This is a genomic window from Paeniglutamicibacter kerguelensis (assembly GCF_017876535.1).
Taxonomy (GTDB): Bacteria; Actinomycetota; Actinomycetes; order Actinomycetales; family Micrococcaceae; genus Paeniglutamicibacter; species Paeniglutamicibacter kerguelensis.
In genome coordinates this window covers 3,040,159-3,056,143 of the sequence record NZ_JAGIOF010000001.1, presented here as the reverse complement: position 1 = coordinate 3,056,143, position 15,985 = coordinate 3,040,159, and the positions used below count along the sequence as shown (strand labels likewise).

Here is a 15,985-nt window from a genome sequence, read left to right as displayed (position 1 = left end):
GGGGCGGATATGGGTGTGGGTCCGTTCGTAACGGACTCGCCCGTGCGCGGTCATGCGATCGCGTGCCGCGTGCCGCCGTCTACCCCTCCTTTAGCCGTGCGGTTCGCAGGCAGGAAGATCGCTTGCGGGGAAGAGCCTGGCGGGTGCGGGGGCTTTTTGGCGAATGGCGGCCGGGCATTCCCGGCGTGTGTTGCTGATCACGCAAATCTTCGGGGGGCGCAGCATCTAGGGGATTTGCTCCATCGCGTGCCGTTGGCGCATGACGAATAGATCCAACTTGTGTTGCGTAATTTCTTTTTGCGAGGTTAGCCTTACTCGTCACCTGCTTGCGCAACGATGCGTTCCCCCTCCAGCTTGCGCAGGCACCCTGTATGAGTCATCGAAGGATTTATTTCATGGAGTTCTCCCGACGCGCCGGCATCTTCGCCGCAGCAGCCGCAGCCCTTGCCCTGAGCTTGAGCGCATGCGGCAGCGCCGCTCCCGAGGCCGCAAGCACCTCGCCTGCCGCAGCAGAGTCCGCCTTCCCCGTCACCGTTGAGCACATCTACGGCACCACCGAGATCGCCAAGAAGCCGGAGCGCATTGCGACGGTTTCCTGGGTGAACGCCGATGCCGTGCTGGCCTTGGGCGTTGTGCCGGTAGGCATGGCAACCGACGTTTGGGGCAACAACGCGAAGAACTCCACCGACTGGAAGGACGCCAAGCTCGAGGAGCTCGGTGCCCCGATCGGCAGCGAGAAGGCTCCCGTGCAGTATGCGGAAGCCGACGGCGTGAATTTCACCGCCATCGCCGAAACGCAGCCCGACCTGATCGTCGCCGGCTACTCGGGCCTGACGAAGGACGAGTACGAGAAGCTTTCCAAGATCGCACCCGTCATCGGCCCGGTGGCACCGAACTACACCGCCAGCTGGCAGTCTGTGACCTCGGCCGTGGGCAAGGCGCTGGGAAAGGACACCGAGGCCAAGAGCCTGATCGCCGAGCTTGAAGGCAAGCTCGCCGCTACCGGTGAATCCAACCCTGTCTTCAAGGACACCACGTTCATCGCGGGCAACCTGGAACCGGCCGACGGCGGCATCAACCTCTACGCCTCGGGCGACAACCGCCCGCGCTTCCTCTCCGCACTGGGCATGACCCAGGCGAAGATCGTGGACGAGAACGTCAAGGAAGGCGAGTTCTACCTGCCATGGTCGGCGGAGCGCGCCAACGAACTGGAATCCGACGTGTTCTTCACCTGGATTCCTGCCGGATCGAGCACCAAGGCGATCACCGAGAACAAGCTCTTCGCCCAGATCCCGGCCGTGGCCAAGGGCGGACTGGTGGCCGTGGACAGCGACATGGACGTGCTCTCCGTATCCGCAACCTCGCCATTGTCCGTGCAGTGGGCCATCGACAAGGTGGTCCCGAAGCTGGCGGCCGCCGCCCAGGCAGCAACGGGAAAGTAACCGAGAAGCAGTGATCCCCGCCGGCCCGGAAGGTCGGGACGGCGGGGATCGCCGCCGATCAGTGCCCATGATCCCCGTGCGCAGCGTCCGCGAGCGCTCAGTACTCGCCGAGATCTCCGAGGTAGCGCAATTGCGCAGCCACGGAGATTTCTGCTGCCCGGCGCACGGAGGGATCTACATCCGCATAGACGACGTCCGCGACCTGGACGATGCCGGGCTCGCCGACGCCGGAGGCACGCAGACCCGCCAGCGCCGCACGGATCTGCTCCAGGCGCGCCAGACGATGCGCGCGGTACTCGGCAACGACCTTGTGCAGCGAGACCAGCACGGGCCCGTGCGCCGGCAGCACCAACGCATCGGGCGCCTTGGCCAGGCGGTCCAGGGTGCCCAGATAGTCGCCCAGCGTGCCGTCGGGCGCGTCCAGGATGGTGGTGCCGCGGCCCAGGATGGTGTCACCGGTGAGCATGGACCCGTTGGCGCCGTCCTCGGGCAGGAAGAAACTCAACGAATCCGAGGTGTGGCCCGGGGTGGCAAGCACCTGGATTCGCGTTCCGGCGGCCTCGATCCATTCGCCGTCCGCGAGCGGATCGGCGGCCCGGCAATGTTCGGGCAGGAACGCGCGGACGGGCGCGCCGGTGAGGCGATGCAGGGTGTCGATGCCCTCGGTGTGGTCGTGGTGCCGGTGGGTGATGAGGATCAGTTCCACGGACTCGGCGGCCAGCGCGGCCAGGTGCCCGGCGTGGTCGGGCCCCGGATCCACGATGACCGCATGCTCGTTGCCTGCCCCGCGCAGGATGTAGGAATTGGTTCCCTCCAGCGACATCGGACCCGGGTTGGGGGCCAACCGGACCGCGGCCCGGGAAGAGAGTTGCAAGGCTGGGACAAATTCCGTGTGGGGCTGCATGCTCATGGGCCCAGTCTAGGGTGCGCTCGCTGGGGAACCCCGGGGAAAACCAGTAAAATTCAGTGGTCGCTGTCGGCGGCCGTGAAACATGACGCAGTGCGACGCCTGCCGGGCACAGCCCAGGGCCGCAACACAGGGACAGAGGCATGAGACAGAATCCACAAACCGCGGCCACGGCGCCCCGGGACCAGGTGCCGGCCCCCGTGGCCAGCCCGGGACCGGTTCCCGCCGATGCACATGCAGTGCGGCGCCGGGCGCTGCACCCCGCGGGCCTGGTGCTGGTGCTGCTCGCCGCGCTGCTTGCCGCCGTGTTCCTCTCGCTGCTGGTGGGCGCCCGGCCGATCGCCCCGCACACGGTGTGGGAGGCGCTGACGAACTTCGACGCCGCCAACGGCGACCACGCGGTGGTGCACTCCCGCGTCCCGCGTACCGTCGCCGGCCTGCTGATCGGCGCGGCGTTGGGCCTGGCGGGCGCCGGAATGCAGGGCATCGCCCGCAACCCGCTGGCCGACCCGGGCATCCTGGGCGTGAACGCCGGTGCCGCGCTGGCCGTGGTGCTGGGCATCCACTTCTTCGCGGTGGGCACCCTGCAGGGCTACATCCTCTTTGCATTCGCGGGGGCCGCGGCAGCCGCGGTGCTGGTCTACCTGGTCGCGAGCCTTGGCCGCGAGGGCGCCACTCCGATGAAGCTGGCGCTCGCGGGCGCCGCGATGGCGGCGGGCATGGGCTCGCTCACCAGCGCGGTGCTGATGCTTGGCCCGGAGGCGCTTGACCGTTTCAGGTTCTGGCAGGTCGGCACGCTGGGCGCCCGGGAGGTCCCGGAGATGCTCTCGGTGCTGCCCTTCCTGGCGCTCGGTGCGGTGCTGGTGCTGTTCGGCGCCAGGCTGTTCAACGCGCTCTCGCTCGGGGACGATTCCGCGCGCGGACTCGGCTTCCAGGTCGGGCGCGGGCGGGCGGTCTCCGCCGCGGGCGTGGTGCTGCTCTGCGGCGCCGCCACGGCGCTGGCCGGGCCCATCGGGTTCGTCGGGCTGATCGTGCCGCACGCCGTGCGCGCGCTCATCGGCTCCGACTACCGCTGGCTGCTGCCGCTTTCCATGCTTGCCGGCCCGGTGCTGCTGCTCTGCGCCGACGTGCTGGGCCGGGTCATCGCACCGCCCGCCGAGGTGCAGGTCGGCGTCATGACCGCGGTGATCGGCGCCCCGATCTTCCTCTGGCTGCTGCGCCGCGGACGGAAGGTGTCCCTGTGAGTGTTCGATCCGCATCCGTACCCACGTACGCCGGGGAACCGGCGGCAACAGCAGCCGCTGCGGATCCGCGCGGGAACCCCGAGGGGAATCCTGGGCGGAACTCTGGCCGGAATTCCGGCCGGGATTCCGGCGGGGTTCGCGGCGGCAATCCACGCGGGGCCGGCCGCCCGCGGGCGCGCGTTCGGCGCGGTTCCGTGGCCTTGTTCAACGTGCTGGCCGCGATCGGCGTCCTGGTCGCCATCGCCCTGGACCTGTTGGCCGGGCGAAGCCCGATCGAGCTGCCCGACCTGCTGGCGGCCCTGGGCGGCGAACGCGTGCCGGGCGTCTCCTTCATGCTGTGGGAGGACAGGCTGCCGCAGGCGGCGGTCGGCGTGCTGGCGGGCGCCGCGTTCGGCGCCTCCGGGGCGATCTTCCAGCGCATGCTGCGCAACCCGCTGGCCAGCCCCGACGTGATCGGCGTCGGCTACGGCGCCAGCGCCGCGGCCGTGACGGGCATGCTGCTCTTCGGCGCGCAGGGGATCGGACTGTCGCTCATCGCCTGCGCCGGCGCGCTGGCCGTGGCGCTGTTCATCTACGCGATGGCCGATGCCGGCAAACACACCGGCCCGCGGCTGATCCTCGCCGGGATCGCGGTGGCGGCGCTGCTGCAGGCGCTGATCCAGTACCTGCTCACCCGCACCGACGTGCGCACCGCCGGGGACGCGCTGCGCTGGCTCACCGGATCGCTCTCCGCGAGCACCTGGGAACGCGCGGGGCTGCTGGCCGCGGCGCTGGCCATCCTCATGCCGCTGCTGGTGCCGGCCGCCGCCAAGCTGCGCATCCTGGAGCTGGGCGACGACTCGGCCGCCGGCCTGGGGCTGGCCGTGCGGCCCGCCCGGCTGGGGCTGATCCTGCTGGGCGTCGGGCTCACCGCCGTGGCCACCGCGGTGACCGGCCCGCTGGCGTTCGTCGCCTTCCTGGCCGGGCCGCTGGCCATCCGCCTGTGCGGGGGCCGCAGCCACCTGGGATCGGCCGCGCTCATGGGGGCGCTGCTGGTGGTGGGCGCGAACTTCATCGCCTCGAACATCGTCCCCAACGTAGAATTGCCAGTCGGCGTCGTCACCGGCGCGCTGGGAGCACCGTTCCTGATTTGGGTCCTGGTGCGCACCAACAAGGAAGGAACCTGAGGGTACACATGGCACTTCTTGAAGCACAGGACCTCACGCTCGCCTACGATGCGGTGAGTATCGTCGACGAACTTTCGCTGCAGCTGCCCAAGGGCGAGGTGACGATCATCGTGGGCGCCAACGGCTGCGGCAAGTCGACGCTGCTGCGCGGCCTGGCCCGGCTGCTGAAGCCGGCCGGCGGCAAGGTGCTGCTGGACGGGCAGGACATCCACACCCGCCCCGCGCGCGAGGTCGCCAAGATGCTGGGCCTGTTGCCGCAGACCCCCACCGCGCCGGACGGAATCACCGTGCGCGAACTGGTCGGCCGCGGCCGCTACCCGCACCAGGGCTGGTTCAAGCGCTGGAACGCGGAGGACGAGGCGGCTGTGGAACGCGCCATGAAGCTCACCGGCACCACCGACCTGGCCGAGCGCCCGATCGACGAGCTCTCCGGCGGGCAGCGCCAGCGCGTCTGGATCGCCATGGCCCTGGCCCAGGAAACCGAGCTGCTGCTGCTCGACGAGCCGACCACCTACCTGGACGTGGCCCACCAGCTGGAGGTGCTCGATGTCATCTCCGAGCTCAACCGCACCCGCGGCACCACCGTGGTGATCGTGCTGCACGACCTGAACCTCGCCGCCCGCTACGCCGACCACCTGGTGGCGCTGAAGCACGGCAAGATCGTCGCCGCCGGGCACCCCGCCACGGTGGTCACCGAGGACCTGGTCAAAAACGTCTTCGGCATGCCGTGCCGGGTGATTCCCGATCCGGTTGCTGGCACCCCGCTGGTGCTGCCGATCGGCCGGCACCGCGTGCTGCGCGCCGAATCGGTGCTGGCGGCCAGGGGCATCTACCGCACCCAGCCGCCGGAGGTCGAGCCCGCACCGGGCAGCGGCGCCCCGTCGACGGTCCGGGCCGAGGCGGCCGAGGAGGCCGTTGAAGCGACCGCGGCATCGACCGGGGATCCTGCGGAGGGCGCCGGCGCCCCGGCGCCGGGCCCCGGGGATTCACCGATGCCCGGGGCCCCGCCGCTGCGCCGTGCGGAGGAAATCAGCGAGATGCTGGCCTTCGCCACCCGCGTGGTCGATGTCGCAAGCGTCGGGAAGAACTTCAAGCGCGTCACCTTTGCCGGCGCCGATCTGGCGCACTTCGGCGCCGGGGACGCCCCGCTGGACCTGCGCATCAAGCTGATGATCCCGCCGACCCCCACCCACGGGGCCGGGGTGCTGGAAAACGCCACGGGCGCCGAGCTGCCCGACGAGTTTTCCTCGCTGCGCCCCGGCGCGCTGCTGGCCGAGGACGAGGCCTCGGGCTGGTACCGGCGCTGGCTGGCGCTGCCGGAGGGCGAGCGCGGTTCCATGCGCACCTACACGGCGCGCGCGCTGCGCCCGGCCGGGCACCGCGACAACCGCGGCGGCGAGCCGGAGATCGACATCGACTTTGTGCTGCACCTGCGCACCGAGGGCGGCCGGCTCACCGGCGGCCCCGCCACCGTCTGGGCCGCGCAGGCCCAGCTGGGCGACGAGCTGCTGATCCTGGGACCGAACGCGGCGCTGTGCGACGCGAACTACGGCGGCATCGAGTTCCGCCCCGGGACTGCCACGCGCATCCTGCTGGCCGGAGACGAGACCGCCGCCCCGGCGATCTGCTCCATCCTCGAGTCGCTTCCGGCCGGCATCACCGGGCACGCGCTGATCGAGGTCCCCACCACAGAGGACATCCAGGGTTCCTCGACCCGGTCGGGTGTCTCGGTGCAGTGGCTGCCGCGAGGGTCGCATCCGCACGGCGAGCTGCTGGCCTCCGCGGTCCGCTCCACGGTGGCGATCCCCGCCGCGGGCGCCGTGGTCACGGGCGCTGACCCGGAGGACGTCGACGTCGACGAGACGATCCTGTGGGAAACGGCCACCGCCTCCACCCAGCCGTTCTACGCCTGGCTGGCGGGCGAGGCCGGCATGATCAAGGAGCTGCGCCGCTACCTGGTACGCGATGCCGGCATGGACCGCAAGCAGGTCGCCTTCATGGGCTACTGGCGGCGCGGCAAGTCCGAGGGCTAACCCAGACCGAAATCCGGTCGAAACCCGACAGGGCGCGTTGCCCGCCACCCGCGAGGTGGTGCGGCAGCGCGCCCTTTGTTGTGGACCCTGCGGTTCGTCGCGCAGGACTACATCGGGCCAAGCTGGGCCAGGATGCGGGCGAGTTCGGCGCGGTCGTTGGCGTTGAGCCTGCCAAAGTACTGCTCGGTGTGGCCGCGGCGCGCGGCCCGCACCCGGTCGGAGAGTTTTTGGCCCTCGGGGGTGAGCTTGACCAGGGTGGCGCGCCGGTCCACGGGGTCCGCCGCGCGCTGCACCAGCGACTTGGCCTCGAGCTGGTCCATGACCTCGGTGGCCGAACGCGGGGCGATGTGCAGGCGTTCGGCAACGTCCTTGAGACGCAGCCCCTCGCCGCCCGGGGAATCGAGGGAGGTGCGGGCCAGCGCCTGCATGGCGCGGAACTGGTGCGGGGTCAGTTCGAAAGGGGCCAGCTGCTCCACCCAGGAATGCCGAAGCGCCCGGAACGCGCGGTGAAACAGCTCGGAAAGGTCGCCCTGTGCGGGGGATTCGGTGCGGGGTTGCATGCGCCCAACTCTACGCCACATTTGACCGGTAGCCACATAGTGAGGTAACCTCAACAAAGACGTGGTGCGAACCCCGCACCCATAACCACCACGAAAGGTGGTGCGCATGTTGGAATCGAGTTCATCTTCCAGCGCGGCCCGATCGGGCCAGGGCCATTCGGCCAAAAACCCCGCCGGTGCCGCGCCCGGCGGCGGGGGAGGACGCGGCACCGGCGGCCCGGTCGGCCCCGTCGCCCGCCTGAACCCCGCGGACCTCAAGCAGGTCAAGCTCCATCCGGTGAAGCTCTCCCGGATCGCCGCCCTGTTCAAGCCGCACAAGTTCACGATCGCCGTGGTCGTGCTGCTCATCTCCGCCGCCTCGGTCATCGGGCTGGCCCAGCCGTTCCTGATCCGCGCCATCATCGACGACGCGCTGCCGCACCAAAACCTGGCCCTGCTGGCCTGGCTCGCCGGCGGACTCGTTGCCGTCGCCGCGGCCACCGCCGCGATCGGCGTCGTGCAAACCTGGATGGCCACCAAGATGGGCCAAAGGGTCATGCACGAGCTGCGGACCAGGTTGTTCACGCACCTGCAGGCCCAGTCGCTGGGCTTCTTCACCCGCACCCGCGGCGGCGAGGTGCAGTCGCGGCTGACCAACGACATCGCCGGCATGCAGAACGTGGTCACCTCCACCGCCACCTCCATCGCCTCCAACCTGACCACGGCCGTGGCCACCGCCATCGCGATGGTCGCGCTCTCCCCGCGGATGAGCCTGCTCTCGCTGGTGGTGCTGCCGCCGTCGATCTGGCTTTCGCGCAAGGTTGCGCTGATGCGCCGCGACGTGACCACCGCACGGCAGCAGGAGCTCGCCGGCATGTACACGCAGATCGAGGAGGGGCTCTCCGTCTCAGGGATCCGCCTGGCCAAGACCCTTGGCACCACGGGCCGCGATGTGTTGCGCTTCTCCGCCTCCTCGCACCGGCTCATCGACCTGGAAATGCGCAGCCAGCTGGCCGGACGCTGGCGCATGGCCACCATGAGCATCGTGTTCGCCGCGATCCCCGCGGTCATCTACCTGGCCGCCGGCTTCCCCGCCACCTCAGGCGGGATGACCATCGGCACGCTTGTTGCGTTCACCGCCCTACAGGGCGCGATCTTCCGCCCGATCATGGGGCTGCTGAACGTCGGGGTCCAGTGGGTCACCGCCATGGCCCTGTTCAGCCGCATCTTCGAGTACCTGGACATGGACCCGGAGATCAAGGCGCCGGCCAGCCCGACGGGGCTTGACCCGGAAACCGTTCAGGGGCGCGTGCGCTTCGAGGGCGTCGGCTTCGCCTACATCGACGGGACCGAGGTGCTGCACGGGATCGACCTGGAATTGGAACCCGGCACCGCCACAGCGGTCGTCGGGCCCACCGGATCGGGCAAGTCCACGCTCGGCGCCCTGCTGCCGCGCCTGCACGACCCGAGTTCCGGCCGGATCACCATCGACGGGATCGACGTGCGCGAGCTCGCCCCGGAGACCCTGAACAAGATCGTCGGCGTGGTCTCCCAGGAAACGTACCTGATCCACGCCTCGATCCGCGAGAACCTGCTGCTGGCGGACCCGGACGCCGACGACGCGACGCTGTGGAAGGCGCTGGCCTCGGCGCAGATCGCCGACCTCGTGGCCGGGCTGCCCGACGGCCTGGACACGTTGGTGGGCGCCCGCGGCCACCGTTTCTCCGGCGGGGAGCAGCAGCGGCTGGCCATTGCCCGCACGATCCTGCGCAACCCGCGGGTGCTGGTGCTCGACGAGGCGACCAGCGCGCTGGACAACACCACCGAGGCGCTGGTGCAGGCCGCACTCGACCGACTGGCACGGGGCCGCACCACACTGATGATCGCCCACCGGTTGTCCACGGTGGAGAACGCCGACCAGCTGGCGGTGCTTTCCGGCGGCTCGATTCTTGAACGCGGGCGGCCGGCGGAGCTGCGCGAATCCGGCGGGGCCTATGCCTTGTTGGTTGCCGCAGGCGAGACCGAAGCAGTCAGTACGGAAGAAGCGGCCGAATTGGGAACCGCGCAATCCGCCGAAGCGTTGCTCGCGCCGGCCGCATAGGCTCGCAAAGGGCCGCGCCGCGCCACACCCGCGCAAGCTCGGGCGCCGCTGCAGAAGGCCCGTTCCCGGTCCGCGGGGAGCGAGCCAACTGCATCCTGGCGGCTAGAAAAGCGTGGGGTTCACCGGCTGCCAGTACGTATTTCTGCGCGGAATCTGTTCCGGGTCCAGATACCGGGGCAGGACCACATGCGGCAGGCCATTGTGGATGATGACCCTCAACTCGCCGTTGTCGATCATTGTGTGGTGGGCGGGGCAGCCTGGATGCGAGTTGGCCACGCTGGTCACCCCGTCGTCTTGCCATTGCTCGATGTGGTTGAACTCGCAGAGCTCCGGCGGCACCGTGCACCCGGGATAGATGCATCCGCCGTCACGGGCCAGCACCGCACGTTTCATATGGTCGGGAAGCAGCCGCTTCTCCCGGCCGACATCGAGAATCTCGCCCTGGCCGCCGAGCACGATGGGAATCACCCCGTCGCTGGCGAGCATGCGGCGCACGCGGCCGATCGGTATCTCCAGCCCGTGCGCAGTGTATCCGGACCCCTTGGCCAGGCCCATGAGGGCCTCGAGCTGGATCAAGACGACCAGTTGCGCAGCGGGCAGCCCGGTGGCGCCCTTGCGTCCCGGGTTGGCCTTGGCGCCCGGTGGCTTGCCGGCCGAACGCATCACGTTGATCAATGTCTGCAGGTGCCGTTGCGGGGGAGTCAAGCCGTCCGGGCCCGGGCTCGCGGAGTTGAAGCGGTCCTTGAAGGCGTCGCCGAAATCGAAATCCTGCAGCGCGGGAAGTGTTTCGATGGAACCGGCCGGCGGGTCCGGGACGAACCACGGTGGCGGTCCGGGGGAGTCGCCGGCAGGCGGGTTTGCTTCCCGGTTTGCGGCAGTGGCTTGTGGTCTTGCCGCATCCGCATCCGCATCTGAACGCGAACCCGGAATGGTTGCGGCATCGGCCATCGCCTGGCGGTCACCCGCCTTGGTGCGCGGGTTGTCCGATTGGGCGAAGTGCGAGAGGAAGATCTCGGCATCGTCGTTGAGCATGCACACGTTCAGGTATGTGAAGTGGCGGGTGCGGCGGGTGACGAAAACGCCCGTTTTCTCGCGGACCTCGGCCGGCGTGGGCAGGTTGTTGGCTGCTTCGAGCCGGTCGGAGATGGCGTCGAAAAGCTTGTTGGTCTCCCTCGGGGTGTCCTCGGCGACGGAACGTGCCACCCGTTCCTCGACGCGCCTGGCCAGCTCGCCGGCGTCGGGTCGGGCGTCGATGCCCGGGCGCAGCCTGTCCAGCTTGCGGGCCGCTGCTGCAACCTCCTTGACGCGGGCGTTGCCGGAGACGATCTGCCCGGCAAGGACGGGGAAACGCGGGCCCCGGGGGATCCCGTTGCTGTCTGTGCCGGGCAGCAGGGACCAAGCGGCATGCAGCCTGTCGCGGGCCTCGAAGTAGGAGATGCGCAGCATGCGCTGCAGGCATTCGAGGGTGTTCCTGAATTCGGGCCGCCCGGTCGGTGCGGCCCGTGGATCCTCCGGCAGGCTGCTGCGCCCCTGGATGTAGTCGCGAGGGTCGTCGGCAACATTGCGCAGTGTGGTCAGGGTTTCCGACGGCAGTTCGTGGACGAGCGTGCGCTGGGCGAGCGCCGCGGCCTTGATCTGGGCGAGCTCCATGCGTTGGGAGGCGCGTTCAACCGCGCCGGCAAAGAGTGCGGCGCGGGTGGGAGAGCTGGTGTCCCGGTAGATTTCCTCACAGAGCGAGTCGCACATGTCCATCGAGACCAACAGGGCGCGCAACTTGTCATCCGGGGTCGCCTGGCGCCCCGGATCTTCGCGGTGTCCCACGACGGATACGACGAATTGCGTTGTCTCCATGACCCCCAGCATGCGGTTGCGCGCATCGGGCGTCCCCGATCGAGGTGCGGGTTGTGGAAAAGTTCCGGGCGGGGATGCTCCGGGCTACCAGAGCTCGCGTTCGACGACGGCGGAGCGGACCTTGGCCAGGATCGTGCGCAACTGGTCCTGCTCGTCGCAGGAAAGCGAGTCAAAGAGGGCCTCGCGCACGAATCCGACGTGGTCGGGTGCGGCCGAATGGATGGTGTCCCAGCCGGCGTCGGTCAGCTTGATTTCTTGGCCGCGCCCGTCGCAGCTTGCCGCGCAGCGTTCGATCAGGCCTTTGGCTTCCATGCGGCGCAGCAGGTGCGAGACGCGGGAACGTTCCCATTGCAGCGTGCTGGCCAGGTCGCCGGAGCGCAGGCGATCGGGAGCGGCCTGGGAAACTGCGGCGAGCACCGAGTACTCGCCGGTGGACAGGCCGGCGTCGCGGCTGAGTTGGCGGTCCATCGCGCTGGGGAAACCCCAGAGGAACTCGCGGAATTCGAGCCAAAGTTCCTGTTCGTGGCTGCTGAGCCAGCGGGGCTCGGGCATGGTGCTCCTCACAATTCTTAACACATGGTTGACATGTCAATCGTCTCGTAGCATGATTGAAACATCAAGTTTTAGTTGACACGTCAGCAAGATCGCGGATGTGTCGCTCAGTTCAAGGAGAACACGCATGACCAAGATTGCCATCATCACCGGTTCGACTCGTCCGGGCCGCAACAACGCAGGCGTTGCGCAGTGGGTCCTGGAGCAGGCACAGTTGCGCGGCGACGCCGACTACGAACTGGTCGACATCGCGGACTTCAACCTGCCGGTTCTGGACGAGGCCTACCCGGCCGGCTACCAGAACTACCAGAACGACCACACCAAGGCGTGGGCCGCCAAGATCAACGAGTTCGACGGCTTCGTGTTCGTGACCCCTGAGTACAACCACTCGGTGGCGCCGGCCCTGGCCAATGCGCTGTCCTACCTGAACGTCGAGTTCGCCAACAAGGCCGCCGGCATCGTCTCCTACGGTTCGGCCTTCGGCGTGCGCGCCGTCGAGCACCTGCGCGGCATCCTCTCCGAGCTGCAGATCGCCCACGTGCAGAAGACCGGCATGTTTTCCCTGTTCACCGACTTCGAGAACTTCTCCGTCTTCAAGCCGACCGAAATGCAGGCCGCATCGCTGGCACCGGTCCTGGACCAGCTGGTTCCGTGGACCGTGGCCATGAAGTCGGTTCGCGAAGCCGCACTGGTCTCCGCCTAACCACGGGCGACCATCTTCGGGCGACGGCCCGGGCGACTTGGGGTTGCCGGGTCGCCGCCCGATCATGATGGACCCGCTGCCGCACCCTGCCAGGTGCCGGCCGCGGGTCCGTCAACCAGGGCCTGCCCGCGACGTTCCGCGGTGCAGGCCGCTTTTCTTTCCGCCATGGTGCTTTGTGGCACGTGATTATAGGGTTGGTTATGAGCGAGCAAGTTTTGGGAGAAGACGCGTTGCGTGAAGAAGAAATGCGTGGGCAGGCGTCCGACGGCCAGCCGTTGGACGGCACCGAAGACGGTGAACACAGCACCGCCGGCACCTATGTAACGGGTGCCGAATTCACGCGCGACACCAACTACATCCAGGACCGCATCGTTGCCGATCCCGCGGCCGTGCGCGCCACCGGCGGGCCGACCGGCGGGACCATCGGCAACGTGCACGCGGGCGTCGCCGACGGCGCCGAGCTCTGGCCGGTCGAGGCCGGCCGCTACCGCCTGGTTGCCGCCCGCGCCTGCCCGTGGGCCAACCGCACCATCATCGTCCGCCGCCTGCTGGGCCTGGAGGACGCGATCTCGCTGGGCACCCCCGGCCCGGTGCACGACATGCGCTCGTGGACCTTCGACCTTGATCCGGGCGGTGTGGACCCGGTGCTGGGCACGCAGCGCATCCAGGAGAACTACTTCAAGCGCTTCGCCGGCTACCCGCGCGGCATCACCGTGCCGGCGATCGTCGACGTGCCGACCGGGGCCGTGGTCACCAACGACTACCCGCAGATCACCCTGGACTTCTCCACGCAGTGGAAGGAATTCCAGCGCAAGGGAGCCCCCGACCTGCTGCCGGCGGACAAGCTCGAGGAGATGCAGGACGTCATCAAGCGCATCTTCACCGAGGTCAACAACGGGGTCTACCGCTGCGGCTTTGCCGGCGACCAGCTGGCCTACGAGGAGGCGTACGATCGCCTCTGGGTCGCCATGGACTGGCTGGATGAACGCCTGGCCACCCGGCGGTTCCTGATGGGGGATTCGATCACCGAGGCCGACGTGCGGCTGTTCACCACGCTGGTGCGCTTCGACCCGGTCTACCACGGGCACTTCAAGGCCAACCGGAACAAGCTCATCGAGATGCCGAACCTCTGGGCCTACGCCCGCGACCTATTCCAGCTGCCGGGCTTCGGCGACACCGTCGACTTCGAGCAGGTCAAGGAGCACTACTACGTGGTGCACACCGACGTAAACCCGACGCAAATCGTGCCCAAGGGCCCCCTGCTGGAGAACTGGCTGGAACCGCACGGCCGCGAGGCGCTGGGGGGCAACCCCTGGGGCAACGGAACCGCGCCTGAACCCGTGCGCGAGTCCGAGCGCGTGGCCGCCGGCCACAACCCGCTCTACCCGCTGGCCTAGCCGGTATAGGACCAATACGCACCGAAGCCCGCCCGCTGGATGATCCGGCCGGCGGGCTTCGCCGCACAAGTCTGGCGGACCGCGCGGCCGGCGGGTTAGCGTGGTTTGCATGGAACGCAGGAGCGGGGCACTTCAATCCAAGGTCGCACTGGTGGCGGGCGCCACGCGCGGGGCGGGCCGCGGCATCGCGATCGCACTCGGGGAAGCCGGCGCCACCGTGTATTGCACGGGCCGCAGCACCCGGCAGAAGCGCAGCGAGTACGACCGCCCCGAGACCATTGAACGGACCGCCGAGCTTGTCACCGAGGCCGGCGGTCGGGGCATCGCGGTGGCGGTGGACCACCTGGAATCCGACGCCGTCGCGGCCCTGGTGGCCCGCATCGATGCCGAGCAGGGCAGGCTCGACGTGCTGGTCAACGACGTGTGGGGCGGGGAGAAGCTGATCGACTGGAACGCTCCGATCTGGAAGCACGACCTTTCCGCCGGGCTGCGCATGCTGGAGCTCGGCGTGAAAACCCACCTGGTCACGGCGCACCACGCGCTGGGGTTGCTGAGCCGGAACCCCGGCGGGCTTCACGTCGAGGTGACCGACGGGACCGCCGCCTACAACCGGGCCAACTACCGGCTTTCCACCTTCTACGACCTGGCCAAGAATGCGCCGCTGCGCCTGGCTTTCGACCTGGCCCGCGAACTGGAGCCGTACGGGTGCACGGCGCTGGCGCTGAGCCCGGGCTGGCTGCGCTCGGAAATGATGCTGGAGGCGTTCGGCGTCAACGAGTCGAACTGGCGCACCGCCACCGCGGAGAACGGGCATTTTGCCGCGATCAGCGAATCCCCGCGCTTCGTGGGGCGCGCCGTGGCCGCGCTCGCCGCGGACCCGAGCGTGCATGCGCGCACCGGAGGGTCGTTTTCCAGCGGGGAACTGGCCCGCGACTACGGGTTCACCGACGTCGACGGCTCGGCCCCGGACTGCTGGCGCTACCTGGTCGAGGTGCAGGATGCCGGGTTGCCCGCGGATTCCACGGGGTACCGCTGAGTCCGCCGGTGTCGCTGTCCGCCGGGTGTCGCCGTGTCCCGGGGGTCTTGCGGGGCGCTAGGCGTATGCGGTGACGATCAGTTCGCCGTCGCCGGCTCCCACGGGTTGCCCGGCCCAGCCGCCGAACACCGGCCCGACCGTGAACCCGGTCTCGGCCAGGTCCCGGCGCAGGGCAGCCTCGCCGCGGAACGCCAGCAGGGCATCCTCGAATTCCCGGTTGCCGTCGGCAAGGAACCGGTGCTCGGTGATGCCGACCAGCCCCTGTTCAAGTTCGGCCGCGTCGATCCAAAGCTGAAGCGCCGTGCCGTCGGGCAGCGTGAGGTGGCTGCGGGTGTTCGCCGGGGTCCAGCGTTCCCAGGCCCGCGCCTGCGGATCCCTCGAGTCGAAAACCAGCCGCCCGCCGGGCACCAGCGCGCTGCGGACATCGCGCAGCGTTCTGGCCCACTCCTGTTCGTCGGCGATCGCCTGGGCCACGTGCGCGCTCATGATGGCGGCGTCGAAGGCAGCGTCCTGGGGCAGCGCCGCGGAGGTCCCGTCGATCCAGCGCACCGCACCGGCCCCGGGCTTGGCGCGGGCCGCGTTGAGCGAACCCGGGTGCGGTTCGACGCCGGTGACAAGGTGCCCCGCCTCGGCCAGGGCGATGGTCAACCGGCCGGTGCCGCAGCCCAGGTCCAACACGCGGCTGGCGGGTTGCTCGTTGGCGAACGCGAGGAAAAAGTCCTCGGCCGCCGTCCAGGTGTTCTCGGCATCGTAGAGGTCTGCGTGCTGCGCGGGGCTCAAGAAGGACTGCATACACAGAGCCTAGGGCATTGGGTTCGACGGTGCGGCCGCATGGGCCGCTGTGTCCGGAACCGAATTGGGCCGCGCGCATTCGGTACCGGCGTTCCCCGCCGGTACCGAACCGGTGCCCGCGGGAAGCACACGGGAAGCACACGGGAGGCAAGCGAGACAGCCGGATTAAACGACAATGGGAGGGGTGCGGATCCGACGGAAAATCCTTCCCGTCGGATCCGC

Annotated in this window: 13 protein-coding genes; 8 read left to right on the top strand and 5 right to left on the bottom strand. The window is 69.2% G+C overall.

The features are described from left to right. Positions 1–395: 395 nt before the first annotated feature. Complete coding sequence (locus JOF47_RS14035; RefSeq protein ID WP_209999532.1) at positions 396–1,442, top strand: ABC transporter substrate-binding protein; 1,047 nt, start codon at positions 396–398, stop codon at positions 1,440–1,442. 97 nt (positions 1,443–1,539) lie between these two features. Here JOF47_RS14035 and JOF47_RS14030 read toward each other — a convergent pair whose 3' ends face one another. Beyond that, positions 1,540–2,346 carry an MBL fold metallo-hydrolase gene (locus JOF47_RS14030; protein ID WP_245356855.1) on the bottom strand — a complete coding sequence of 269 codons (807 nt, stop codon included), beginning with the start codon at positions 2,344–2,346 and terminating at the stop codon, positions 1,540–1,542. Between the two features lie 146 nt (positions 2,347–2,492). Here JOF47_RS14030 and JOF47_RS14025 point away from each other — a divergent pair, with 146 nt between their 5' ends. From JOF47_RS14025 to JOF47_RS14015, 3 genes are all read left to right on the top strand, one after another. Next, positions 2,493–3,593 carry a FecCD family ABC transporter permease gene (locus tag JOF47_RS14025; protein WP_209999528.1) on the top strand — a complete coding sequence of 367 codons (1,101 nt, stop codon included), beginning with the start codon at positions 2,493–2,495 and terminating at the stop codon, positions 3,591–3,593. A 194-nt stretch (positions 3,594–3,787) separates the two neighbouring features. Further along, a complete protein-coding gene (locus JOF47_RS14020) occupies positions 3,788–4,759 on the top strand; it encodes a FecCD family ABC transporter permease (RefSeq protein ID WP_209999526.1) in 972 nt (323 codons plus the stop codon). Between the two features lie 8 nt (positions 4,760–4,767). After that, complete coding sequence (locus JOF47_RS14015; protein WP_209999524.1) at positions 4,768–6,792, top strand: SIP domain-containing protein; 2,025 nt, start codon at positions 4,768–4,770, stop codon at positions 6,790–6,792. 107 nt (positions 6,793–6,899) lie between these two features. On the opposite strand, the gene JOF47_RS14010 is transcribed toward JOF47_RS14015, so the two are convergent. After that, entirely contained in the window at positions 6,900–7,352 is a 453-nt protein-coding gene (locus JOF47_RS14010) for a MarR family winged helix-turn-helix transcriptional regulator (protein WP_209999523.1), read from the bottom strand. 106 nt (positions 7,353–7,458) lie between these two features. Here JOF47_RS14010 and JOF47_RS14005 point away from each other — a divergent pair, with 106 nt between their 5' ends. Then, a complete protein-coding gene (locus JOF47_RS14005) occupies positions 7,459–9,432 on the top strand; it encodes an ABC transporter ATP-binding protein (RefSeq protein ID WP_209999521.1) in 1,974 nt (657 codons plus the stop codon). Between the two features lie 102 nt (positions 9,433–9,534). Here the strand turns inward: JOF47_RS14005 and JOF47_RS14000 are convergent, their stop codons facing one another. Continuing rightward, positions 9,535–11,283 carry an HNH endonuclease signature motif containing protein gene (locus tag JOF47_RS14000; protein WP_209999519.1) on the bottom strand — a complete coding sequence of 583 codons (1,749 nt, stop codon included), beginning with the start codon at positions 11,281–11,283 and terminating at the stop codon, positions 9,535–9,537. A gap of 84 nt (positions 11,284–11,367) precedes the next feature. Next, positions 11,368–11,835 carry a MarR family winged helix-turn-helix transcriptional regulator gene (locus tag JOF47_RS13995; RefSeq protein ID WP_209999518.1) on the bottom strand — a complete coding sequence of 156 codons (468 nt, stop codon included), beginning with the start codon at positions 11,833–11,835 and terminating at the stop codon, positions 11,368–11,370. Between the two features lie 127 nt (positions 11,836–11,962). Between JOF47_RS13995 and JOF47_RS13990 the strand changes: the two genes are divergently transcribed. From JOF47_RS13990 to JOF47_RS13980, 3 genes are all read left to right on the top strand, one after another. Continuing rightward, positions 11,963–12,538, top strand: coding sequence for an NADPH-dependent FMN reductase (locus tag JOF47_RS13990; protein WP_209999516.1), 576 nt, complete (start codon positions 11,963–11,965; stop codon positions 12,536–12,538). 245 nt (positions 12,539–12,783) lie between these two features. After that, positions 12,784–13,935, top strand: coding sequence for a glutathione S-transferase family protein (locus JOF47_RS13985; RefSeq protein WP_210001697.1), 1,152 nt, complete (start codon positions 12,784–12,786; stop codon positions 13,933–13,935). A 109-nt stretch (positions 13,936–14,044) separates the two neighbouring features. Next, complete coding sequence (locus JOF47_RS13980) at positions 14,045–14,971, top strand: SDR family oxidoreductase (RefSeq protein WP_209999514.1); 927 nt, start codon at positions 14,045–14,047, stop codon at positions 14,969–14,971. Positions 14,972–15,028: 57 nt separating this feature from the next. Here the strand turns inward: JOF47_RS13980 and JOF47_RS13975 are convergent, their stop codons facing one another. After that, positions 15,029–15,763, bottom strand: coding sequence for a class I SAM-dependent methyltransferase (locus JOF47_RS13975; protein WP_209999512.1), 735 nt, complete (start codon positions 15,761–15,763; stop codon positions 15,029–15,031). Between the last annotated feature and the right edge of the window lie 222 nt (positions 15,764–15,985).